Here is a 24756-nt window from a genome sequence, read left to right as displayed (position 1 = left end):
ATCCCCCAGAATCCGCTCTGATGATAAAGTTATAGATGTAGAGCACAACACATAATCCTTCCAAGGGGGAAGCTATCTATGAAGAAAAAGTGGTATCCTGCAGTGCTTTCTGTCTTATTAGCAGGTACGATGCTGGCTGGTTGTGGGAGTGGTGGAAGTAATGCATCGCAGGGCAGTGCAAATGGAGAACCAGCAAAGGAGAAAATAAAGCTTACGATGTGGGGGGCAGTTCCTGCAGAAGCCGGGCCTCAAGCTGTAGTTGATAACTGGAATAAAGATCATCCAGATATTCAGGTCGAGTATATCCGTAATGTAAATGACGATGCAGGCAACTTAAAGCTGGACACTGCTTTGATGACCAATCAAAACATAGACCTTTTCATGAACTACGATCTTGCTCATTTACAGAAACGTATGGATGCAGGCGTTGCCTTGGATCTAAGCACGAAAACAGATTATGATATCGACAGCCAGATCGGCGAGGACGCAGCGATGTGGAAAATCAATGATAAATACTATGGGATTCCTACAAAGAAAAACATGGCGTTTGTATGGTTGAACAAAGATATGCTGGATGCAGCAGGATTACCGATTCCTGCGGTGGACTGGACTTGGTCAGATCTTGAGGAGTATGCGAAGAAGCTAACGAAACCTGGTGTGTACGGATTATTGCAGGCAGATTCCTCCTTCGCAACAACGATGGACGGTACGCTTGCTGGAATGGGTGTGAAACAGGCGGATGGTACTTCAAACTTTGGAAATGATCTCTGGAAACAGCAACTGGAAATATTGCATAACATGATGTTCGTGGACAAATCCACACCGGAATATGGGGAGCAGCTGACCAGTAAAATGCCGGTTGACACCATGTTCCTGCAAGGCAAAGCGGCAATGCTGGCAGCAGGTGAGTTTATTTTCCGCAATGCGAACAACTTGAAGGACTATCCGCATGATTTCAAAACCGCGTTCGCCGCTATTCCAAAAGTGAATAAAGATCAAAAGGATTATAAATATTCGGGCGGTGTGGGCGACATGCTTGCTCTTAATGCAAAGTCCAAGAACCTGGATGCGGCTTGGGAGTTCGCAAAATGGTATGCGGATGGCGGTATGCTGCCAATGGCAAGCGGGGGTCGTATTCCAGCCTCTAAGAGTGTGGACAGTAAGGAAGCGATGAGCCTTCTCTTGAATGGTGTAGAAGACAAATATGATACAGATTCAATGAATAATATTGTATTCGGCAAATTCCCATCCTTCCAGCTAAATGTACCTCAACAAGCCATTGATGCACGTAAAGAAGAGTATGAAAAATACTTCTTAAATAAGCAAGATATTGATACCACGATGAAAAATATGCAAACCCGTTCGCAAGAGTTAATGAAATAAAGAAATAGCTGGCACAAAAGAGAAGGAGGAAGAATTCTTCGTTCTTCTCTTTCGTGTACCCATTTTTCAGCATACGAAAGGCGGCGATACCGTGAAGCGGAGAAGCTGGATGGACAGACAAGGCTGGATCGGCATGACTTTTATTCTCCCGAATATGATTGGTATTCTCTTATTCTTTGTGATTCCTGCAATCTTTTCCTTTGTCCTGATGTTTACGAATTATCAATTTTCAAATCCGAATTGGCAATTTACCGGGCTGGATAATCTCAAACGGTTGTTCCATGACGATAATTTCTATGCCTCGATCAAATATACGGTGATATTCCTGATATCGGTTCCAGTATCGATGGTGCTCGCTTTTATTGTGGCGCTATTTCTAAACCGCAGTGTGTATCTTAAAGGATTATTGCGTGGAATGTTTTTCCTGCCGTATATCTCTAGTGGAGTAGCCGTTGCATTTGTCTGGATGCTGCTATTTCAGCCTTCACAGGGACCCATCAATGAACTGCTTCGCTGGATTGGCATAACATCGCCGCCAGGGTGGTTTGCGGATACGGAAACCGCAATGTATGCCATTGATATCGTACAGATCTGGCTGATGCTTGGCTACAATATGATCATATATTTAGCAGCACTACAGGAAATTTCGACAGAACAGCTGGAAGCTGCCCGGATCGATGGTGCAAGCACATTTAAAACAACATGGAAAATTGTATGGCCTCTTGTTAGTCCAACAACTTTTTTATTAATGATTACCGGATTAATTATGACGATGAAATCGTTCTCGATTATTCAAGCCATTACGGCTGGAGGACCTAGCGGAAGTACGACGGTCTTATCACTATTCGTTTATAAAACAGCATTCAGTTATTACGATATGGGATATGCTTCAGTCATTTCATGGTTCTTGTTCGCCGTCATTCTCGTCATTACAGTCATTCAGTGGATCGGCCAAAAGCGCTGGGTTCATTACTAATTAAACCCACAAAGTGGAGCTTTGCGGGAGGCCCCGAAACCATAAATTAAAGGAGCAGGCGGTATGAATGAAAAAGCAGGAAACATGAAGGTGAAGCTGCCAGTGACGATCATCATGTTTGTTCTAGGACTATTTATGATTGTGCCTTTTCTATGGATGCTCAGCACATCTTTTCAGACACCTGCCGAGGTGTTTAACGAATGGCTGCCTTCATCTCTCAACTGGAGCAATCATATTCGGGTGTGGACAGGAAGTTATGATTTTGTTCCGTATTATTTAAATTCACTTAAGATATCGATTATTGGGACTGCGGGAGCTGTGTTTCTATCTGCCCTTGCCGCTTACGGATTTTCACGTACTTCGTTTAAAGGGCGGGATGGCCTATTTGTCATATATCTATCCATGATGATGGTTCCACCGCAGGTGCTTTTTGTTCCTAAGTTTATCATGTTTAACTGGGTTGGGATTTACAATACGCATTTGGCCCTAATCCTTCCAGCCATGTTCTCGATCTTCGGTGTATTTATGCTTCGGCAGTTCTTCATGGGCATTCCTAAGGAAATCACGGAATCTGCTTTTCTGGATGGAGCCGGGCATTACAAAATATTTTTCCGCTTAATTCTGCCATTAGCGAAGCCGGCAATCGCTACGTTTGCTATTCTTGATTTCTCCTGGCAATGGAATGATTATGAGAATGCGCTTGTATTTTTGCAGAGCCCTAAGCTATATACCATTCCGCTTGGATTGCAGAATTTTATTCTTGAGAACAATGTGGATTACAACGGGATGATGGCCGCTTCGTCGGCTGCGATCATTCCAATGATTGTTATCTTCTTCATAGGTCAGAAATATATTATTCAAGGGATTTCTAGCTCGGCTGTGAAAGGCTAACTATAGGAGGGATACTGACATGAGAACAGAAACGGTTAAATCCGATGTGACAGTGGTCGGGGGTGGACTTGCAGGGATGAACGCGGCGATTGCTGCAGCACGTCTTGGGTTAAAGGTAGCACTGGTACAGAATCGTCCTGTACTTGGTGGTAACTCGAGTTCAGAGGTTCGGGTATGGGTATGTGGTGCAACAGGACATGGTGTAAATCGCTATGCACGGGAGACAGGCATTATGGGTGAGCTGTTCATCGAGAATCAATACCGGAACCCGGAAGGGAATCCATATCTATGGGATCTAACCTTGCTCGAAGCGGTGAAGGCAGAATCGAATATCAGCTTGTTCCTAAATACCGATGTACGTGAAGTGGAAGCGGAAGGTGAGGCAGAGGAGCGTACGATTCAGAGTGTGACCGGCTGGATGATGGGATCTGAGCGTTTAATCACGTTCGAGAGCGATGCTTTCATCGATTGTACGGGTGATGGTTTAGTGGGCTTCCTAGCAGGAGCGGATTTCCGATTAGGACGTGAAGCCCGTCATGAATTTAATGAGGAATGGGCACCAGAAGTGCCTGATAATATTACATTAGGCAGTACATTATTATTCTATACACAGGATACTGGAAAACCGGTACGTTATGTTGCACCCTCATTCGCGAAGGATATTACAACAACGTCTATCCCGATCCGCCGGGTCATTCGGAGTGGGGATTCAGGCTGTCACTACTGGTGGATTGAGTGGGGCGGCGAGCTTGATACGGTGGATGAGAATGAACGTATACGTGATGAACTATCCTCTGTTATTTATGGGATTTGGGATTACATTAAAAACTCAGGTCATTTTGATGCCGAAAATATGACGCTGGAGTGGGTTGGCTCAATTCCGGGTAAACGTGAATACAGACGGTTTGTTGGCGATACGATCTTAACGCAAAATGATATTCTTGCGCAGCGTGAATTTGCAGACCGGATTGGATTCGGAGGATGGTCGATTGATCTGCATCCACCGCAAGGGATGTACGCAGAAGAGAGTGGCTCCAAGCATCTGCATGCGGACGGGATCTACCATATTCCATTTGGTTCGCTATATTCGAAGAATGTGCGGAATCTATTCTTCGCGGGTCGTAATATCAGTGCATCTCATGTGGCTTTTGGAACCACACGTGTTATGGCAACCTGTGCGATCATGGGTGAAGCAGCTGGAGCAGGTGCCGCTTTATCCGTCATCAAAGGTGTGACTCCACGTGTAATTCGCGAGCATCATATGCATGAATTACAACAGGTGATGTTGAAGCAAGATGCTTCGATTATTGGATTACGTAACGAAGATCCACTGGACCTCGCCAGAAAAAGCGAGATTCATGCATCCAGCACGTTGAATGGTATCCTGCTGGATCGTCCAGCCGAAGCTTATGAGCTTTCTCATGATGTAGGGATTTTGTTTCCGGTTGAAGGAAGTATCCGTGGGTTAAGGCTGCTTGTGTCAGCAACTATTCAGACGCAGCTGACCGTGGAGATCTGGACGACTGGACGCGCGGAAAATTACGTGCCGGCGGAGTGCAAACAGGTTGATTTTATAACAGTAAAGGCTGGAGAGCAGCAATGGATTGAAGTTCCGATACAAGAGGAGAAATGTAGTCTTATCGGCGAATGTAATATCTTCGCTATTATTCGAGCTAATGAACACCTTCAATTTCATATTTCAGAAACCCCAATCACAGGTGTCATTACATTTGAGCGCGGTGCTAAATCCGTTGTTGATTCAGCGCTGGAAGATCATCAGCCAGATCAGCCGGTGATAGAGTGGAGCATGAAACAACTTGTACGCAGGCATTTCTGCTTTGCAGTAGAAACATCGGCATATGCTGCATCTAAAGTCATTGATGGGTATGTTCGACCTTTCGCGGGACCGCATAGCTGGGTTTCTGAGCCGATGACCGCGGGTAGATCGGAGTGGGTAGAGGCGCGTCTCCCGGATGCTGTTCCAGTCTCCGAAATCCATTTCACCTTTAATGATGATGTCAATGAAGATCTCATCAACTTACATCACCATGAAACGCCATTTCTAGTGATTCCTGAACTGGTAAAGAACTATGATGTAGAGCTGCTCATTGATGGCGCGTGGCAAGTCATGCTCCGTGTCAAAGATAACCATCGCCGGAAAAATGTTCATCGATTAGAGAAGCCTGTCCTTACAGATGCTGTCCGGATCGTTATTCATGAAACTAACGGTGGAGTACATGCCGAACTTGTGGAAATGCGGATTTATCAAGAAGCAACGGCTTTGCCGTCCTTATAGGGACGGTATCCGTTTCTGCGGGAAATACAAAATATATAGGATAACGTAAAACTTATACTTTCTTATATTATAAAATAGAGTTCATCTATAAATGAACGCCCTCGGAGGGAAGCTGTCAGGCTTCCCTTTTCTTGTTTTTTAGATTACACTATTCAAACGATATTTTTATATAAAGGAGACAGCTAATGACAACGAAGACTAATGGCCGTCCCCCTGAGGCTGTATACATTCATATCCCTTTTTGTACCAATAAGTGCTTTTATTGTGATTTCAATTCCTATGTACTCAAGGATCAGCCAGTTATGGATTATCTCGAAGCTTTGGATCGAGAGATGGAGCAGACCGTCAAGAACACCCCTCCGGGTGTTATCAAAACGATCTTCGTCGGCGGAGGCACACCCACTGTTTTAAAACCTGATGAAATGGCTTATTTCTTAAAGTCTGTTCGCACGCATTTCCCCAACTGGGATAAAGATATTGAGTTTTCTATGGAAGCTAACCCTGGAACAACGGATCTGGACAAGCTGACGGTTATGAAAGAAGGCGGCGTGAACCGGGTGAGCTTTGGTGTTCAAGCATTTCAGAACGAGCTGCTCACAGGCATCGGCCGGATTCATAATGTAGATGATGTATACCGGAGCCTAGAGAATGCACGTGCAGTTGGACTAAATAATCTTTCGGTTGACCTGATGTTTGGGCTGCCTAATCAAACTGTTGAGATGTTGGGCGAAAGTATCCGCAAGGCGTTGGAGCTGGATCTACCCCACTATTCTATTTACAGCTTGAAGGTGGAGGAGAATACTCTTTTTCACACGCTGTTTAATAAGAACAAGCTTCCTCTTCCTAATGAAGAAGATGAATTGCAAATGTACCTCCTGTTGATGTCCTCTATGAAGGAAGCGGGTTACAATCAATACGAGATCAGTAACTTCGCGAAACCAGGAATGGAGAGCCGCCATAATATCACCTACTGGCGTAATGAAGATTATTATGGTCTAGGAGCAGGAGCGCATGGATATGTGGGACGTCAGCGGCATATTAATGTTAAGGGCGTAAATCCATATGTAGAAGCCACACGTAAAGGGCTGCCACGACTGGATGCATACCCAATCTCAGAAGCAGAAGCGATGGAAGACTTTATGATGGTCGGCTTGCGTATGCATGAGGGCGTCTCTAATGAAGCTTTTCAGGCGCAATTCGGGCGTTCAATAGAGGAAGTATTCGAGAAATCCTTGCATAAAATGCTGCATGCAGGGCTGTTGGAACAAGAAGCAGGGGTTTACCGACTCAGCAAGCAAGGAATCTTGTTTGGGAACGATGTTTTTGCTGAATTTGTAGGCGCCCTGACAGAAGTTTAATTTTAAAATACCCCTTGAATTGTAATTCACTCTGTTGTATATTTATTCATATTATCAACAGAGGGGTGAACCAAAGTGCTTGCCAAGACGGAAATGATTCGCCATTCGTCTCCAGCGGGAGACGCACAGGTGATTTGTAGAAATGCTGTGGTAGAAGACGTTGAGCCATTGTATCTAATGATAGAAGAGTATGCCCAGCGCGGCATCATGTTGCCCCGTTCCCGGCAGGCGCTGACACGCCAGATCGATCAATTCGTAGTTGCCGAAATCGAAGGCAGATTCGTAGGCTGTGGTTCACTTTTCAAGCTCGGGAATGATCTCGTAGAGATTCGTTCAATTGGATTGAATGATGAAGGTAAGGGTAAAGGCGTAGGCTCCATGATATTGGCGAAGCTGGTCGAGGAAGCTAGGAACCAGAAAATCCCAAAGGTTATGGCACTAACCTATGCTGTTGATTTTTTTCTTAGAAATGGATTTGAAGTCGTCCAGAAAGAGATTTTCCCTGAAAAAGTATGGACAGATTGCGTGAATTGTAAAAAGCAGCATGCCTGCGATGAAATAGCAGTGCTTAAGATACTGAACTGACTTGACAATGTCAATGTCAGTTTGGTATTTTTGTATTAGTGGTTAGCACTCATCTGAGTCGAGTGCTAACGAATCGGAGCCACAGCCGATAGGAGGGAATAACATGTTAACTGATCGCCAGAGAATGATACTAAATGCAATTGTGGATGATTATATTTCATCGGCAGAGCCAGTAGGATCTCGCAGCATTTCTAAACGGGGAGATGTAGGATACAGTCCGGCTACGATTCGAAATGAAATGGCTGACCTAGAGGATTTAGGTTATCTCGAGCAGCCTCATACATCGGCGGGAAGAATTCCTTCCCATAAAGGATACCGATATTATGTGGATCATTTGGTACCGTGGAATTCCGCCGAAACGGCAGAAATGGGCACGATCCGCGCTTTTTTTGCCGAGAAGCTAAATGCAATGGAGCAGGTAATCCAACATGCGGCGATGATTCTTTCCAATATGACGAATTATACTTCCATCCTGCTGGGACCGGAGGTTTTTCATACTTCATTGCGTCATTTTCAGTTGTTACCACTAGATGATACAACCGCTGTGGCCATTATCGTCACAAGTACGGGGCAAGTTGAGAATCGTACGGTGAACATTCCGCCGGAGATTTCTGTTTCCGAGATGGAGAAAGTGGTTAACCTACTGAATAGTAAACTGGTCAATGTACCACTCTATAAGCTGAAGACTCGGCTCTATTCCGAGCTTGGCGAAGAAATGCAGCGTCACATCTCACATTATGAAGAATTAATGCAGGTGCTGGACACCGCGCTGGAAAGCGATCAAGAGCAGCGCATCTATCTCAGCGGAGCAACGAATATGCTGACACAGCCTGAGTTCAAAGACGTAGACAAGGTGAAGAGTATTCTTGATCTGCTGGAAGAGACACCGACACTGCTCAAAATGCTGGCCCCTACAGTGGGTGGCACAGGTATTCAAGTACGAATAGGAACAGAAAACAATCACGAAGCGTTCGCTAACTGTAGTCTGATCACCGCCACTTATTCACTTGATGGGCAGGCACTAGGAAGCATTGGGATCCTTGGGCCGACCCGTATGGAATATGCAAGAGTGATGGGGATCTTGGGCATTTTATCCCGAGATTTGACAGCGATGCTGGCGCACTGGTATAAGTGAACAGAGTCAACATGATTTCGTGAATGATTTTAAGGAGGTGAAGACAACTTGAAAAAGGAACAAGTTCAAGATTCTAATGAATTCAAAGAGGAATTGATCAATGAGGAGCCTGTGGCTGAAGTAGTCTCAGATGCCGACTCATTTACAGCTGAAAACGTTAGTGAAGGTGCTTCAGATACAGGTGCTGAGGTGAAACGCCTACAGGATCTTGCTGATGAATATCAAGGTCGTGCACTGCGTGCACAAGCTGATTTTGATAACTTCCGTCGTCGTACCCAGAAGGAAAAAGAAGAGTTGGCTCAATATGCTACCTCCAAGCTCCTGACGGAATTGCTTTCCGTGCTGGACAATTTCGAGCGTGCGTTAGTCACTACTCCAGCTAATCCTGAATCCGAAGCTTTCGCGAAGGGCGTTAATATGATTTTCCGTCAGCTGGATGGGGTATTGAAGGCTGAGGGGCTTACAGCTATGGAAACAGTAGGACAGCCTTTTAATCCTGAATACCATCAGGCTATTATGCAGGTTGAGAGCGAGGAGTACGAAGAGGGGATCGTTACAGAAGAGGTTCAAAAGGGATATCTTCTGAAAGATAGAGTTCTTCGTCCGGCCATGGTCAAAGTCAGCATGTAGTCTGTCTATATAGGACGGGCAGTTTCTGCTCGCCATAAAGCAGCAGTGCTTTTGCCTACTATTTATCCGATTGCAGGCTGTTGCCCGGATAGTTTATTATCAATCGAATTTTTTTGATATTTTTATAAATTTATTGAGCTTAGGCTCCATATAACTTTAGAGGAGGCAAATTATTGTGAGTAAAGTTATCGGTATTGACTTAGGAACCACGAACTCTTGCGTTGCCGTTATGGAAGGCGGCGAAGCCGTAGTAATTCCAAACCCAGAAGGCGCGCGTACAACCCCTTCGGTTGTAGGCTTTAAGAAAGACGGCGAGCGTATCGTCGGTGAAACGGCTAAACGCCAAGCAATTACTAACCCTGATCGTACGATCAGCTCTGTTAAACGTCACATGGGTACTAACCACAAAGAAAGCATTGATGGTAAAGACTACTCCCCACAAGAAATTTCGGCAATGATTCTGCAAAAGCTGAAATCCGATGCAGAGGCTTATCTTGGCCAAACTGTTACTCAAGCAGTTATCACTGTTCCTGCTTATTTTAATGACAGCCAACGTCAAGCTACCAAAGATGCAGGTAAAATTGCAGGTTTGGAAGTTCTGCGTATTGTGAACGAGCCAACAGCAGCAGCTTTGGCATATGGTCTGGAGAAATCCGAAGATCAAACCATTCTAGTCTATGACCTTGGTGGCGGTACTTTTGACGTATCCATCCTTGAACTTGGTGATGGCTTCTTCGAAGTAAAAGCTACAAGCGGCGACAACAAGCTGGGTGGCGACGACTTTGACCAAGTGGTTATGGATTACCTGGTATCCGAATTCAAAAAAGAGCAAGGCATTGATCTGAGCAAAGATAAATCTGCTGTGCAACGTTTGAAAGATGCAGCTGAAAAAGCGAAAAAAGAATTGTCAGGCGTACTGACAACAACTGTATCGCTTCCGTTCATCACTGTGGTTGACGGCGTACCTCAGCACTTAGAGATCAACTTGACTCGTGCGAAATTTGATGAACTGACTGCTGGTCTGGTAGAACGTACATTGGGACCAACTCGTCAAGCATTGTCTGATGCTGGCATGACCCCTGCAGACCTTACTAGAATCGTTCTGGTTGGTGGTTCTACACGTATCCCAGCTGTACAAGATGCTATCAAAAAGCTTACTGGCAAAGAACCACACAAAGGTGTGAATCCGGATGAAGTAGTAGCTCTTGGTGCTGCTGTTCAAGCGGGTGTATTGACTGGTGATGTTAAAGACGTTGTATTGCTTGACGTAACTCCGCTTTCCCTGGGTATTGAAACTGCAGGTGGCGTGTTCACGAAGATGATCGAGCGTAATACTACCATTCCTACAAGCAAATCCCAAGTATTCTCAACCTTTGCTGACAACCAACCTAGCGTAGAGATTCACGTGCTGCAAGGTGAGCGTCAAATGGCAAATGGCAACAAGACACTGGGACGTTTCATGCTGAACGAGATTCCACCAGCACCACGTGGCGTGCCACAAATCGAAGTTTCTTTCGATATTGATGCCAACGGTATCGTAAATGTATCTGCGACAGATAAAGGCACGAACAAGAGCCAAAAAATCACTATCACTTCTTCCAGCGGCCTGAGCGACGCAGAAGTAGAACAAATGATGAAGGATGCCGAGCTTCACGCTGAGGAAGACCGTAAGCGTAAAGAACTGGTAGAAGCGAAGAACGGTGCTGACCAACTCGTGTATTCTACTGAAAAAGTAATTAAAGACCTTGGCGATAAAGCTGATGCTTCTGATGTTGAAAAAGCAAATGAAGCTAAAGATAAAGTTAAAGCAGCACTTGAAACTGACAATCTTGAAGAAATCAATGCAGCTACAGAAGCATTGACTGAGATTGTACAACAGTTGTCCATGAAGCTGTACGAACAAGCTGCTCAAGCTGAGCAAGGTGCTGAAGGTGGCGCTGGAGCCGCTGAAGGCGCTCCTAAAAAAGATAATGTAGTTGACGCTGACTATGAGGTTGTTGACGAAGATAAGAATCAAGGGTAACCTTATACGATAAGTGTAATAGGAAACTGATAAATTCTTATATAGTTAAGAAGGGAAGGTCAAAACCGGGTCATCCCGTGTTTTGACTTTCCTTTTGTAATATCAGATTGCACACTCTTTGCGAATGCGCCTTCTGATATTGTAAGAATAAACATCGCTGAATCTGGATGGTCAGATCCTGAGGTTTTATCGTATAATGGTTTGTTTGACAGGTAATAAGGAATTTGAGTATGTATGCACGGAGGTGAAAGCAGTGGCAGATAAACGCGATTATTATGAAGTGCTTGGCCTTAGTAGAGATGCTTCAGACGATGAGGTGAAAAAAGCGTACCGGAAATTAGCGCGCCAATATCACCCAGACGTGAATAAAGCAGATGACGCTGAAGCTAAGTTTAAGGAAGTAAAAGAAGCTTATGATGTTCTTAGTGATGGACAACAGCGAGCTAGATATGACCAATATGGCCATATTGACCCTAACCAAGGTATGGGCGGCTTCGGAGGCGGCGGTGGTGGCGACTTCGGAGGACTTGGCGATATCTTTGATATGTTCTTTGGAGGCGGCGGACGCCGTGATCCTAACGCACCGCAGCGCGGTGGGGATTTGCAGTATACCATGACCATTGAATTCAAGGAAGCGGTATTCGGCAAAGAAACCGATATTACTATTCCACGTACAGAAACTTGCGATACCTGCTACGGCTCCGGGGCTAAACCGGGCACTAAACCAGAGACTTGTTCCGTATGTCATGGTAGTGGACAACAGGAATTCGTACAGAATACACCGCTTGGACAGATGCGTAATCGTCGTCCTTGTTCACATTGCAGTGGTACAGGTAAGATTATTAAGGAAAAATGTACGACTTGCGCCGGACAGGGTAAAGTTAAAAAGCAACGCAAGATCCATGTGCGTATCCCGGCCGGTGTTGATGACGGTGCACAGCTGCGCATGACTGGCGAAGGCGAAGGCGGCTTACGCGGCGGTCCTGCTGGAGACTTGTATATTGTTATCCGTGTCAAATCGCATGATTTCTTCGTGCGTGAGAACGATGATATTATGTGCGAGGTTCCGCTTACGTTTGCACAGGCAGCACTTGGTGATGAGATTGAAATTCCAACCTTAACCGAAAAAGTGAAGCTGAAGATTCCTGCCGGAACGCAAACAGGCACTTTCTTCCGCCTCAAAGGTAAAGGTGTTCCACGTCTGCGTGGATCTGGCCAAGGTGATCAGCATGTACGGGTAATTGTTGTGACACCTAGCAAGCTCAATGAAGAGCAAAAAGAATTGCTACGCCAGTTCGCTTCTCTGAACGGAGAAAACACACATGAGCACGAGCAGTCCTTCTTTGATCGTGTGAAACGTGCGTTTCGCGGGGACTGATATCCTAACTCATTCATTCAGTAAATGAATAGAAAAAGACAGCAGAGCAGCGACCTCCCGTTCTTGGGGGATCGCTGCTCTGCGTTTTTGTCCAGGCATGAGATTAGGGCAGGGCCAGTTAACTAACCTCATGCAATTCTTTGGTTGAGCTGTGATGCTGGAACCTGCGGAATTCTGCGTGTTTGGCTAACTGGTTCAATCCCGTAACCCCGGTAAACCTGGTAACCCCGGTAACCCCGGTAAATTCGGTAACCCCGGTGACCCCGACAAGTCCGGCAACCCCGGCAACCCCGGCAACCCCGGCAACCCCGGCAACCCCGGCAACCCCGAACCGCGAACCGCGAACCGCGAACCGCGAACCGCGAACCGCGAACCGCGAACCGCGAACCCTGTAACCTTGAAACCCCCGACTGGTCTCCAGCTTTTTTAAACACACTATATGCTTTGAATTATCTAGGTGGGCTTGCGGACTCAGCTGACGCTATTTGTACATTTTTCTCCTTTTGAGCGAAGTTTCGGACTCCAGTGCAGCTATTGCCTAGAAAAGTGCTCATATTTGGTGTTTTTCGTGCTAATAGCGACTATGGGGTCCGTTGGCATGGCAAATAGCGCATAATCCAGTGTTTAAGTGCAACGGTGTCCGATAGTGCCGAGCATAATCTTCTGCGTGGATAGGACCCGGAAGACGCTGGAGGCATACGGACCCAGATGACGCTATTTGCACATTTTTCTCCTTTTGAGCGAAGTTTCGGACTCCAGTGCAGCTATTGCCTAGAAAAGTGCCCATGATTGGTGTTTTTTGTGCTAATAGCGACTATGGGGTCCGTTGGCATGGCAAATAGCGCATAATTCAGCGTTTAAGTACAACTGTGTCCGATAGCGCTGAGAATAATCATCCGAGTGGATAGGACCCGGAAGACGCTGGAGGCATACGGACTCAGCTGACGCTATTTGTACATTTTTCTCCTTTTGAGCCAAGTTTCGGACTCCAGTGCAGCTATTGCCTAGAAAAGTGCTCATATTTGGTGTCTTTCGTGCTAATAGCGACTATGGGGTCCGTTGGCATGGCAAAAGTCGCATAAATCAGCGTTTAAGTGCAACGGTGTCCGATAGTGCCGAGCATAATCTTCTGCGTGGATAGGACCCGGAAGACGCTGGAGGCATACGGACCCAGATGACGCTATTTGCAAATTTATCGCCTTTTGAGCGAAGTTTCGGACTCCAGTGCAGCTATTGCCTAGAAAAGTGCTCATGATTGGTGTTTTTCGTGCTAAAAGTGACTATGGGGTCCGTTGGCATGGCAAATGTCGCATAATCCAGCATTTAAGTGCAACTGTGTCCGATAGCGTTGAGTATAATCATCTGAGTGGATAGGACCCAGAAGAGGCTGGAGGTATACGGACTCAGCTGACGCTATTTGCACATTTATCGCCTTTTGTGCGAAGTCGGACTCAGCTGATGCAATTAGCACATTTTTCTCCTTTTGTGCGAAGTTTCGGACTCCAGTGCAGCTATTGCCTAGTAACACGCTCATATTTGGTGTCTTTCGTGCTAATTGCGACTATGGGGTCCGTTGGCATGGTAAAAGTCGCATAAATCAGCGTTTAAGTGCAACTGTGTCCGATAGTTGCCTCGTATACGCCGCAGATGTGACCTTAAGACGAGAAAGCCCCAGCAGCCAAATGGCTGCTGGGGCTTTCTTTGAGAGTTCAACTAGATACTGGTTAAGAACGTAGGTCCTCAAACACACGGCTCAGAATGGTTGCTGCTTGTGCACGAGTCAGAGTGCCTTGTGGATTGAAGTTGTCCGCACCAACGCCCTTGAGATAACCTTTGCTTACAGCATAGGCTACGGCGTTACGTGCTTCTGCAGCGATGTTGTCGGCATCCTTAAAGCTCAAAGGAGTCTTAGCTACTGTAAGATCAGCGCCTAGGGCCTCAGCAATGATAAGGGCTGCTTCTTCGCGAGTCAGCACATCGCGTGAACCACTTTGTTTGATACGAGTATTCCATGTGTCACCTTTTCCGAGTAGACGGTCGAAGAGCGTTAACAGTTCCGCTTGATTTAAGGTGTCAGCAGGCTTGAAGCTGCCATCGGTTCCTTTGCCGGCAATGATGCCATGAGCAGCAAGAACTTCGATATCGCCTTTAGCCCAGTGTGTGCCGATATCCTTGAAGCTTACATTACGGGATGCCACGCTATAAGAGCCGTCGCCAGTAACTGTAAACTGTAGAATACCTTCTTTAGAGAAAGATCCAGGTTGCAGATAGGACCATTTATGATCCTTTGTTTCTGCATAGGCGGCAGTTTTTCGAGCATCACGTAGACTGCTGTCTTTTAGATTAAGCTGAAGGGTAACCGGCTTTCCGGTTGTCCAACCATTTTTGATGGTAAGAATGGAAGAACCAATATTGATCGCAGCTGAGCTTTCTGATAACACTGCTGCATCACTAGCATCAGCCAGACTTATCGTAAGCAACAAACCACTGCTGCTAATGAAATCCGGAAGGGTTGCCGCTGGAATAAGAACATTGAATCCATTACCGTTAAGGCTGAGTGCATTCTCCGATTTCTTCAACTGTTCAGCTTGCGCCGGGGTAAGCGTAATAACGACTTGGCTATACTTATTGAAATTCACATCGCTAAGATCAAGTACAGAAGTCTTATCTTTTGCATTCTGAATCGAATTTGTTAATGCAGTATCTAAGATATTAAACACCGCTGAAGCTTTACCACCAGCTGGATCGGCTGTCTCTACTAGCTTCCCGGATTTGGAAGAAGGTCCAGGAGTGGGAGTGCTGGTTGCTGTAGGTACATACGACTCAGAAGATGGAGGCGATGTAGGCGATGGTGTTGGTGTCGGTGTTGGTGTTTCTGTTGGATCTGGCGTTGCTGATGGTGTTGGCGTTGGTGTCGGTGTCGGCGTTGGTGTAGGTTTTTCAGGTGTGTTTACAGTTACACTTACTGTTCTCAAACCAGATGGGATAGTTGATGTTGTGGCATCATTCCAAATCTGGACATCATATAGCTCAAAGGAATAATCTCCTGCTGTTGCTGGTTCGAAGGTTATTTGGGCTAGTGAGCCAGAGCCGTGATAAGCACCTCCTGACAGATTGACACTATATTGTGTCAGTTTGTGGCCGTCTCCAAGGTCATACGTTTGTGAATATTCTGTAAGTGGAACACTAGAGAAATGCTCCTCTTGATACGTAACCAGCTGTACGCTTGGCTGGATTACCGGTGTTTCAAGGGAATCATCGTATATGACACCGAATGAAGCCCCATAGACGCCATAAACCTCATCTGTCACGGAATAATCTAAATTAACGGTCACAGATTGTCCTACTTCAATGGTGGATGCAGAAAGAGCCGGAGTTACTGTGAAAGTACCGTCCCCTGTGCTATAAAGCAGCCGCTGAACGTAATCATCGTCGTCTGCACCATTGCCAACTTTATCGACCACATGGACTTTGTACTCATTTAGCCCCTCGTTAACAGGAACATCAATGGTAAAGGCACCGTTATTTGCAATCACACCGCCAAATTTATAAGCATTCCCATCATAATGTTTGCCTTCGGCATATACGGTAAACCAGTTTCCAATAGGGTTTGTATTAGAAATATAATAGGCCATTAGGTCATCATCAATGAAACCACTAATTTGTGCCACGCCAGGATCGGTTGGCGCTTCGCGTTCATACTCCTCAATGGTGATGCCGGAAACTAGCGGCTTCTCGGTATCAATTGTGAACTCGGCCTTTTGTTTCTCGAGCAGTTGCCCATTGGGAAGCACAGGAATGATGTAGTAGTGACCATCTGCTAAAGTAGACTTGGCGGAGGTCTCCAGGTCTGTTAATGTTCCATCCCAATTTGGAACTTCGTATACACCACGATAGATCTTCTCATCGATCGCATAAACTTCACCTAAAACTGTTGCGGGAGCATCTTTTGAAGAGGCAACGAAACTTATGCCTTCCAGCTCTTCATTGACAGAAAAGGTAAAGGTGGTGTCGTCTGAGCGACCATCACCATTAGGTGAAATTTGTGGACTTTCAAAAGAGAGCTGATTAATAGGTGCTACATTAAATTGGTCACCTACAACAACGTTAAATGGCAGACGAAGGGTTTCTGTATCAGAGGTAAGTAACAGGATGCCTTCATATGCGCCCTCTTTTGCTGTTTTAGATACATTGAGTGTAAATTGTGCATATTGATCTGCCCCTGAGGTAACGCTGTTTGGTGCAAAATCAATACTAATATCAGTAGGAGCTTCTGTCAGCCATTTGGTGGACAGGGTGTATGTTTCTCCGTTTCCTTTAAAGTCCTCTACATAGACAGCTTTCGTTACAGTAACACCCTTTGGCTGTAAGCCGAAGGATAAGGAACCTGTGTAATAAGGGATTTCAACAGTACCCGGAAGACCGCTGTTAAGGATCTCACCGACTTTAGCAATGGATTTAGCGTTTATCGACTTCTCCAGATTAATTAAACCTGCACCTTGTTGGTACAAGGAGTAAGAATTCCCATCACGGTTAAAAATAGGATCAGCATTGTTCATCAGCAGAGCTTTAATTTCATTTGGCTTCAGATCAGAGTTTTTACTCAGTAACAAAGCCACAGCTCCTACAACATGTGGGGTTGCCATGCTAGTGCCATTTTTTAAGCCGAAAGCATGGTCATAGTTCCCATCCCAGCTAGGGATCGTCGAGTTGATATTGACTCCGGGCGCTACAACATCAGGTTTTATTAGATAATCGGGCATCCCTGGACCCATAGAACTGAAGTTTGCTAACTGATTTACTTCAAGCGCTATATAGTAACTGATTATATCTTTAGCAGCAGCCATCTGAGTTTTTATTTTTTTGCCATCGGCTTGACTGATTCCGTAGGTAGGAATGTAATCCCCAGGCGCACCAAGGGTGGGGCTGATTTCACCAGGCTCATTATTGGCAATCAGCAAAAGCTTCGCACCAGCAGCTTTGGCATTAAGAGATTTGTCTGAGAAGCTCAGCGAGCCCCGATCAACAAGCACTACCTTATCTTTGACATCCAGATTTTTGTAATCGGAAGGACTCCCAAGACCAGCGAAAACGATCTTACTGCCAGCAATATTATCGATTAAATCTGGGGAGTAACTGGCTAATGTCCCGGGAATCTTTTTAACATCACCAATATCAAAGAAAGGGGTATTTATCGGAGTAGTAGAAGCTCCAACACTAAGCGCGAGTTGGGCACCAGCGGGTTCGCCCAGTGTTCCTGCATCCGGTCCAGCGTTACCGGCGGCAATAATAACGTTCACGCCCGATTTTACGGTATTGTCTATCGCGATTGAACTCGCGGAATAGCTTTGGTTGACACTAGAGCCTAGAGATAGGTTAATAACATCTGCTCCGTCATCGACCGCTTTCTCAATACCCGCAATTACATCCGCTGTGGAACCAGATCCATAGGGACCAAGTACGCGATACGCATACAATTCTACCTCAGGTGCCACATCTAAAATTGTCCCGGCAACGTGTGTACCATGCGAGGTTTCGTAAGGAGTACCTGCTCTTGGAGGGAAGTTAGCATCAGGGGCTGTTTCAGCAGGATCATCATCCTGATCATATACATCATAGCCGCCCTTATAATTATCTTTTAACAAAGGGTGATTCTTATCAATACCAGTATCGACAACAGCTACCTGTACATCTTTGCCTGTGTAACCTAAATCATGTAGTTTGTCCGCGCCTATTAGCTTGCCGCTGTCTGAATAGGAACGTGTAACAGGTAATGTCGCTACTTCAACACTGTCTGCTAGTGCATGTACTTCTTCATTTGGATAGATAGCCGCAACGCCTGGAAGCTCTAACAGCTTGTTTACTTGATTGGCTGGCAGCGTAATGGAATACCCGTTAAAAATCTCACTGTATTCAAAACCGATATCGGCATCGATTTTCTGTGTTGAGGAAATAAAGCTTTTATGCTCTGAGATAATTTTACTGCGTTGTGAGGAGACTGAGGATCGTAAAGAATAAGTTTTTGCCTCATTTACATACACACTGACTGGTTTATTAGTCAATTCCACAATTACTGAAACTGGTGCTGAACCTTTGAGTATTCCAGCATAGTTATGAGGGGTTACACTTTGAGACTGTACATCCGTAACCAGGGTTGAAGATTCAAGGGATGAGTTCGCAAATGCAGCTGATGGAAAAAGAACAGACACAGCCAGTCCGAAGCTTGCCGCTCCAATACCAAATCTTTGAATAGAGTGTTTAAAGGTACGTTTCAAATAAGTTCATCCTCCCAAATGAATTTTTTTGTATTGCAATGTGTCTGTGGTTCTCCTCCTCAAAATAAAATGTAAAAAATTATGAAAATTAAATTTATTCTACAGCTATAACTTCAAATCGAATATACAACTTTAGTACCATATTGCAGCGAAGCGTTGAGGAAAATGTCGAATTCCCAGTAGATAAGTGGAATATAAGAAAATCAGAGCATAAAACAAGTGAAATTAAGACAATATAAATGAATGCAACAGATGTCTGAATTTCAAGCGAGAGCGGGGATAAGATGTCGGAAAGATATATTTTGGCATATTTTAAAAGTCCAGAGGAAGCCGAAGGCGTCGCGCGCAAGCTTCGTGCACTTCGGGCCATTGAAGTTTCCATTGATCGCTTCAGTAGATATGGAGGTACCAGCTTTAGCTCAGGGGTAAATCCGGTGACAGGCAATGTGGCCAGAATGGACTCCATGACTGCTGAGCATGCACACACAGGCATACTTGCAGCTGCGGACACCAGCTCTAGCGGGATGAGTCATGGTGGTAACGGTGGTCCAACGGGGAGAGATATTTTGCTTACGGTTATTGTGCATACGGAGTCCTACGATCAGGCTCTGCGCTTAATTGAAGAAGCAGGCGGGATGGTCTGATCAGGCACTTCATTGAGTAAGAAGAAAGGAGACGAACAATGGATAGAGAGAACTCACAAATCTTCTCCAAGACGGAGAAATTGAAAATGTTATACGAAGCTAAAGCAGAGGATGTAGAATTCTCCGCGGCGGAAGCCGATCTTGATGATATTGAAGCTCAGGATCGCGCACAAGAAGCGGACAAACGTCAGCTGAATGAGATTATGAAGAAAGAATAGCAGCTAAAAAAGCTAAGGCGGATACCTCACTTTGTGGGGTATTTTTGCGTTTGGGCATGTATAATTAGGGCGAAGAGCTTAAGTGTGGGGGGAAAAGATGGATAACGTTATTTTGTGGACAGGGTTAGCCTTATTGATCGCATTATTAACCTATTTGAACCAGAAGCAGTTGTACTCTCCAAAAGTAAAACGCGCCTATCGTGAGTTGCGGGAGCTGACAGAGAAGGTTCGTATGGAGCGCTCTGAGGCGAGCGATTTGTATCGATGGGAAGCAAGATTAACCGAACTAGAGAATCATCCGAATGAACTGAATAAATTGGATGCTGAAATTAGGTTTCATCACGCATTTTTGTTATATCTTGAACGTCACTACCCTTTAGACCCAAGGATTATTGGTTTGAAGCAAGCTGACGCATATCAGAAGGATATGGTTTTGGGGATTAAGATAAAAGATTATAAATCCAATAAGTAAGATACTTTTGACTGTGCGTACAATGGGAGAAGGAAAATATTCGCCCAGGTTGCAGATAACTGCTGCACGAAGGCGAGGGTAGGCGTGGCTTGCTGCGCCGCAGTCTGGCTGGAGTGCATTTGAATCGGAGGAACTTCCATACTTTGCTACATGGGATTGAGAATGATAGGAATTTGAAAATGAAATTGAGAGTTTGAACCCTAGCTGATATTTGCAGCTGGGGTTTTTGGTAATGGATCAGTAAAAATGAACTAAGTTAGGCAAGTTTTTAGCTTATAAGTAAGGTTACCGCTAAGAAGAATTTGGGGGTCTCATAGTCGACGTAGCTGTAGATATTTTTCTGTTGGAAAATGAAATTAGGGAAAACCTCCCTGAAAATCCCCTGAAAAGATAGAAAAAGGCCTGATTTCATGAGTTTTTGGGGAGTATTTCCCTAAATGATAGATCAACCTTCGAATCTTGCACATCATTAGGGATGTTTTCCCTAATTATCATCATTTCGAGTATATTAACGTCTGCAGATGTTATAAATATTTTAAGTAAAATAGCTAATATCCCACTACAGATTAAGGATGTATAATTGTTCGAATATACTAGCTACGACCAATCAACTATTGAATTTTTTCAGGGGGAATTAGAATGGGGCTGGTACACTCTCAAGGAGTTACTGATGAGCTTGTTGTTAGATCTTTAGAAAGAAATTTAGCTATTATCCGGTTTGACCTTGATCGCCGGGTAGCTTATGTGAATGAAGTTTTTGCAAATTCCATGGGATATAAAAAAGATGAAATGTACGGAATGCATCATAAAGAGTTCTGTTTTCCACATTTCGCAGATAGCCCAGGTTACGAACGGTTTTGGCAGGATCTTTTTACAGGGAAGAGTTTTCAGGATAAGATCGAACGAATGGATTCGAAAGGAAATGCGGTTTGGCTTGAAGCTACCTACATGCCAGTATTTGATGAAAGCAATGAACAAGTCATCGGAGTATCTAAAATAGCAACTAATATCACCCAAAGACAAAACAACATGAGTAATGTTGTGCAACGGATGCAAGAGATGGCAGACAGCTTGAATCAAAGAGCAGATTTAGGTATTGAGCGCAGTCAAGAATTATTACGAAGCATCAACAAAATCGCCGAAGTATCGATAGAAAATACACATACTTTAGCTAATCTTGAAAAGCAAGCTGTAGCGATTCATAGCATCGTGCAAACGATTCGCGATATTGCTTCGCAAACGCAATTATTAGCCCTAAATGCTGCTATTGAGGCAGCGCATGCCGGGGAGTATGGGCGAGGTTTTGACGTAGTGGCAAAAGAAGTAAGAAAATTATCTTCCATGGTACAAGATTCGATCATAAAGGTACGGGATAGTGTGGATGCGATCACGCTGGAAATTGGAAAGATCTCTATAGGTACAAATCAAGTACAAGAAAGTATAGAAGATAGTCAGCAGCAGGTTCTGGTAGCGTTGGAGGATTTTTCGAAGATTGCTTCTTCTGCACAAAATCTCGACACACAAGCGCGCGAGGTTATGGATATCCTTTAATTGTTAATATGTATGTTGATAGATTGAATATCAGCAAAAAAGGGTCGGTCTCCTACTTGAAAGAGATGGACCCTTTTATTGTTGGTATTATCCGATTTTGTTAACAATCAAGGTAGGAATCATATATCTATGATTTGTGATGACTCCGTCTACAGTAATACTAACCTTAGTAACTCCGGTGTCCCCAATCGCCCCATCAGAGCCAGTCCCACCTTTAGCCCCCCGTCCCCCCAGTTGCCCCAGTTGCCCCATATCCGAGTAATTCTGCTGTAGCTAATCGATGCTGGGCTACTAATTTCTCTGCACTGTCTTTACCCCAAAATGAGAGTTGGATTGGATGATTTGGCATCACATCTAGCAGATCACCTACATATTGAATTCTTTCTTCATTCATGTAGTAGCCTTCGATCAGAACTGTGGAAGCAATCTGACCGCTACCATTAGCAATTTTGACAGTGACCTGTTGTGTAAGTCTTGTGTTGTTTTCTGAGTTAACATTGTTTTCTACGGACCAGTAGTTAAAAGAGTCATTGTCCTTCCTCCATTTGCTTCATTCAGATTATTAAGCCTGTTTGATTTTCTCTATGTCTTTAAGAGTAGCGATAGTTTATGCTCAGAAAAACGAACCTTTTCCAAGGATTGGTTGTCATATAGATATCTCAGTCAAGAAAGGAGGGCGTAAAATTTGGAGAGTAACCGGGAGTTATTTGAAACCTACAATAAAGATGTATACCGGACTTGCTACTATATGGTGCATGACGCGGCGGATGCAGAGGATTTGACTCAGGATGTCTTTATTACCGTATTTCGCAGTAATCGTGAGCACGTGGAGCATATCAAGGCTTGGATTATGAAAATAACGGTCAACCATTGCCTCAATCATTTGAAACGAAAACGGACTTTACAACAGAAGATTACGGACAACCTTCATTTCTTTAATAAAACGGCAGAAACAGCTGTGGAGCAGCAGATTGAGCAGCGTGAGACGGAGGTCGAGTGGGCGCAATATATGAGCAAGGTCCCTATCAAACTTAGGATGGTGCTCACACTTAGGTATATGCATGATTTCAGTCTGGCTGAAATTTCGGATCTGCTGTCCATTCCACTTGGAACGACCAAATCTAGGCTGCATAAAGGGCTAACGGTAATGAGGAGAATCCTGCAGGAGGCTGGGGTTCAACTTGAACTAAAGGAGGGCGAAGCTTTTGAAAAAGTTAGAAAATATGCTGGAGCATCGTTTAAATGAAGATAAAGGCGTGCCTTATCCAGATTTTGAACGCATGTGGGGACGTTTAGAGCAAGAAAACAGTACAATGACTCCCCTACAACTTCGTATGGCGAATGGTAGCGGGAACAGAGGGAGAAACTGGAGTAAAATAGCTGTGGTGGCTTCATTTTCAGTACTTATTGCAGCGGCACCCGTATATGCAGCAGTGCATTATGATTGGGATAATTTGCTCCATGGGAGAGGAGGCGTTCAAGCAGCGCTGGCCCAAAATCTCGGACAACAACTGAACCAGTCAGTGACGCAGGATGGAGTAACTCTGAAGCTACATACAGCGATTGTGGATGAGAATCGGACGGTTATCTTATTCACTTTGGATGTAGGAAAACGCTTGGAAAATGAAAATTGGAATGTTAATGGAATGACTTTGAAGGGCGCAGATGGGGCGAATGGTCCTAGTGAGTTCAGTTATGTGTTATGGGATGAGAAAAATCAACATTACAACGGATATTTCGAGAGTGATTGGACACCGAAAAAGGATACTGTGAATGTGCAACTAGTTGCAGATAATCTGCAAGCCTTTAGCACACAGGAGTTAGATTTACCGCTGGATATCCAATCGCAGGAGACACAAAATTTTCCTATTGGACAGGAAGGAATGCGCAGCATAGAGGTGAAACCTTTTACCCAAGGACAAGAAAAAATATTATTCTCTTCAGCGATCATTTTTGATCAGCCAGAAACAAAAGAATGGGCCTTTCCAAATATAGTCGCTTACAAAAACGGAACGCTCATAAATTCGCTGGCTGGAGGTGCTTTCGGTACACCGGGAGAAAACGGGGAATATACGTCCCAGCAATATTTTAAGGCGGCTGATATTTCCAGCGGAGAAGTGAATTACAAGCTGCAGTACATGAAACAAGAGAAAAAGGTTGAGGGGCCCCTAGCTTTTGATCTTCAACTAAGCAAAAAGCAGATGGAGAGCGGGACCATAAATACTTCATTGAATCTGCCGCTAGAAGAGGGCGAACCTAATTACACGCTGGAGAAAATGGTAGTGACGCCTACTCAAATTCGAATCGCTATTAGAAGTAAAGAGAAAGGCAACAATTTCCCGTATCAAAAGTCTACTCTTGAAGTAGCAGGCAAGACGCTGGAGGGCAATTTCTGGAGATCTCCAGAAGGTGAGCCGGAATTAACAGTGCTTCGTTTTGAGCGGCCAGTTGACCTTGAAATCACAGAAGAGACGCCAATTACCTTTGTTGCTAAATACAAGGTGACTCAGCACGGCAGCTATAAAATTAACAAGGACGAAAAAACACCACTTCTGTTGACGAATATATCTGATAAGAAACAGACGCTTATCCAGCAGCTTAGCGGATACCCGGTAAAATGGACGTACTATATGCAGGGTGCCGATCTTTATGTAGAGACTGAAAGTGAAGATGCTCGCTTCGGTGGAATTAACCAGACCCATATCGGACTGGGGAAAGAGCGTATTTTAGGTAAACCTCTGACCGTTAATTTCACGGGGGATGGAAACAATAAGGCCATTGATGTTTACAAGGGTTTCAAAGGTACAGAAGCTTCTATTTATATATTCTTCTATACGACTGACGATCCGGATAAAGAAACAAGAGTGCAGCTGCGGCCATAGAAAATCTTTTTTAGGGAGGAACCTTGTGTTCTTCCCTTTTTTTCGTTTACAGTGAGTAG

General features: G+C 44.7%; 19 protein-coding genes. 16 read left to right on the top strand and 3 right to left on the bottom strand.

What is annotated here, in order from left to right:
• The first annotated feature begins 78 nt into the window (after positions 1-78).
• The 10 genes from MHH46_RS24700 to dnaJ all read left to right on the top strand — a co-directional run bounded on the left by MHH46_RS24700 (position 79) and on the right by dnaJ (position 12655).
• Complete coding sequence (locus MHH46_RS24700) at positions 79-1383, top strand: ABC transporter substrate-binding protein (protein ID WP_076129697.1); 1305 nt, start codon at positions 79-81, stop codon at positions 1381-1383.
• Between the two features lie 91 nt (positions 1384-1474).
• Complete coding sequence (locus MHH46_RS24695) at positions 1475-2359, top strand: carbohydrate ABC transporter permease (protein WP_249267723.1); 885 nt, start codon at positions 1475-1477, stop codon at positions 2357-2359.
• Between the two features lie 63 nt (positions 2360-2422).
• Positions 2423-3250 carry a carbohydrate ABC transporter permease gene (locus MHH46_RS24690; protein WP_076129699.1) on the top strand — a complete coding sequence of 276 codons (828 nt, stop codon included), beginning with the start codon at positions 2423-2425 and terminating at the stop codon, positions 3248-3250.
• A 19-nt stretch (positions 3251-3269) separates the two neighbouring features.
• Entirely contained in the window at positions 3270-5546 is a 2277-nt protein-coding gene (locus tag MHH46_RS24685) for an FAD-dependent oxidoreductase (protein ID WP_076193278.1), read from the top strand.
• Between the two features lie 185 nt (positions 5547-5731).
• Positions 5732-6904 carry a radical SAM family heme chaperone HemW gene (hemW, locus tag MHH46_RS24680; protein ID WP_076105910.1) on the top strand — a complete coding sequence of 391 codons (1173 nt, stop codon included), beginning with the start codon at positions 5732-5734 and terminating at the stop codon, positions 6902-6904.
• Between the two features lie 93 nt (positions 6905-6997).
• Positions 6998-7489, top strand: coding sequence for an N-acetyltransferase (locus tag MHH46_RS24675; RefSeq protein WP_051490987.1), 492 nt, complete (start codon positions 6998-7000; stop codon positions 7487-7489).
• A gap of 103 nt (positions 7490-7592) precedes the next feature.
• On the top strand, positions 7593-8624 hold the full coding sequence (gene hrcA / locus MHH46_RS24670; RefSeq protein WP_036677493.1) for a heat-inducible transcriptional repressor HrcA: 1032 nt from the start codon (positions 7593-7595) through the stop codon (positions 8622-8624).
• 48 nt (positions 8625-8672) lie between these two features.
• Positions 8673-9254: a nucleotide exchange factor GrpE gene (grpE, locus tag MHH46_RS24665; RefSeq protein ID WP_036677491.1), complete on the top strand. Its 582-nt coding sequence runs from the start codon at positions 8673-8675 to the stop codon at positions 9252-9254.
• A 175-nt stretch (positions 9255-9429) separates the two neighbouring features.
• Entirely contained in the window at positions 9430-11277 is a 1848-nt protein-coding gene (dnaK, locus tag MHH46_RS24660) for a molecular chaperone DnaK (RefSeq protein WP_036677488.1), read from the top strand.
• 253 nt (positions 11278-11530) lie between these two features.
• Positions 11531-12655 carry a molecular chaperone DnaJ gene (gene dnaJ / locus MHH46_RS24655; protein WP_036677487.1) on the top strand — a complete coding sequence of 375 codons (1125 nt, stop codon included), beginning with the start codon at positions 11531-11533 and terminating at the stop codon, positions 12653-12655.
• Positions 12656-12773: 118 nt separating this feature from the next.
• Here the strand turns inward: dnaJ and MHH46_RS24650 are convergent, their stop codons facing one another.
• Entirely contained in the window at positions 12774-13091 is a 318-nt protein-coding gene (locus MHH46_RS24650) for a hypothetical protein (RefSeq protein WP_405132527.1), read from the bottom strand.
• Positions 13092-14379: 1288 nt separating this feature from the next.
• Positions 14380-18930: a S8 family serine peptidase gene (locus MHH46_RS24645; RefSeq protein ID WP_076193280.1), complete on the bottom strand. Its 4551-nt coding sequence runs from the start codon at positions 18928-18930 to the stop codon at positions 14380-14382.
• A 284-nt stretch (positions 18931-19214) separates the two neighbouring features.
• Here MHH46_RS24645 and MHH46_RS24640 point away from each other — a divergent pair, with 284 nt between their 5' ends.
• The 4 genes from MHH46_RS24640 to MHH46_RS24625 all read left to right on the top strand — a co-directional run bounded on the left by MHH46_RS24640 (position 19215) and on the right by MHH46_RS24625 (position 21815).
• Positions 19215-19574, top strand: a complete 360-nt coding sequence (locus MHH46_RS24640; RefSeq protein WP_036683926.1) for a hypothetical protein — start codon at positions 19215-19217, stop codon at positions 19572-19574.
• Between the two features lie 38 nt (positions 19575-19612).
• Positions 19613-19792, top strand: coding sequence for a YfhD family protein (locus MHH46_RS24635; RefSeq protein WP_036683923.1), 180 nt, complete (start codon positions 19613-19615; stop codon positions 19790-19792).
• Positions 19793-19889: 97 nt separating this feature from the next.
• A complete protein-coding gene (locus MHH46_RS24630) occupies positions 19890-20264 on the top strand; it encodes a hypothetical protein (RefSeq protein WP_076193283.1) in 375 nt (124 codons plus the stop codon).
• A 639-nt stretch (positions 20265-20903) separates the two neighbouring features.
• Positions 20904-21815 carry a methyl-accepting chemotaxis protein gene (locus MHH46_RS24625; protein ID WP_076128958.1) on the top strand — a complete coding sequence of 304 codons (912 nt, stop codon included), beginning with the start codon at positions 20904-20906 and terminating at the stop codon, positions 21813-21815.
• 214 nt (positions 21816-22029) lie between these two features.
• Here MHH46_RS24625 and MHH46_RS24620 read toward each other — a convergent pair whose 3' ends face one another.
• On the bottom strand, positions 22030-22209 hold the full coding sequence (locus MHH46_RS24620; protein WP_076128960.1) for a hypothetical protein: 180 nt from the start codon (positions 22207-22209) through the stop codon (positions 22030-22032).
• Positions 22210-22500: 291 nt separating this feature from the next.
• On the opposite strand from MHH46_RS24620, the gene MHH46_RS24615 reads away from it, so the two are divergent.
• Positions 22501-23061 (top strand): RNA polymerase sigma factor, encoded by a 561-nt coding sequence (locus MHH46_RS24615; protein ID WP_076192119.1) that lies wholly within the window; start codon positions 22501-22503, stop codon positions 23059-23061.
• A complete protein-coding gene (locus MHH46_RS24610) occupies positions 23021-24697 on the top strand; it encodes a DUF4179 domain-containing protein (protein WP_143762742.1) in 1677 nt (558 codons plus the stop codon). Before MHH46_RS24615 ends, MHH46_RS24610 begins: the two co-directional genes overlap by 41 nt.
• The last annotated feature ends 59 nt before the right edge of the window (positions 24698-24756 follow it).

This window comes from Paenibacillus sp. FSL H8-0175, assembly GCF_045040615.1.
Lineage (GTDB): Bacteria > Bacillota > Bacilli > Paenibacillales > Paenibacillaceae > Paenibacillus_AQ > Paenibacillus_AQ odorifer.
Note: the sequence above shows the minus strand (reverse complement) of the source record. Positions and strands in the feature narration are given on the sequence as shown.

Coding starts and splice junctions, on each gene's coding strand:
- MHH46_RS24700 (WP_076129697.1), top strand. CDS start 79: ATGAAGAAAAAGTGGTATCCTGCAGTGCTTTCTGTCTTATTAGCAGGT.
- MHH46_RS24690 (WP_076129699.1), top strand. CDS start 2,423: ATGAATGAAAAAGCAGGAAACATGAAGGTGAAGCTGCCAGTGACGATC.
- MHH46_RS24685 (WP_076193278.1), top strand. CDS start 3,270: ATGAGAACAGAAACGGTTAAATCCGATGTGACAGTGGTCGGGGGTGGA.
- hemW (WP_076105910.1), top strand. CDS start 5,732: ATGACAACGAAGACTAATGGCCGTCCCCCTGAGGCTGTATACATTCAT.
- MHH46_RS24675 (WP_051490987.1), top strand. CDS start 6,998: ATGATTCGCCATTCGTCTCCAGCGGGAGACGCACAGGTGATTTGTAGA.
- hrcA (WP_036677493.1), top strand. CDS start 7,593: ATGTTAACTGATCGCCAGAGAATGATACTAAATGCAATTGTGGATGAT.
- MHH46_RS24640 (WP_036683926.1), top strand. CDS start 19,215: ATGTCGGAAAGATATATTTTGGCATATTTTAAAAGTCCAGAGGAAGCC.
- MHH46_RS24635 (WP_036683923.1), top strand. CDS start 19,613: ATGGATAGAGAGAACTCACAAATCTTCTCCAAGACGGAGAAATTGAAA.
- MHH46_RS24630 (WP_076193283.1), top strand. CDS start 19,890: ATGGATAACGTTATTTTGTGGACAGGGTTAGCCTTATTGATCGCATTA.
- MHH46_RS24625 (WP_076128958.1), top strand. CDS start 20,904: ATGGGGCTGGTACACTCTCAAGGAGTTACTGATGAGCTTGTTGTTAGA.
- MHH46_RS24620 (WP_076128960.1), bottom strand. CDS start 22,209: ATGAATGAAGAAAGAATTCAATATGTAGGTGATCTGCTAGATGTGATG.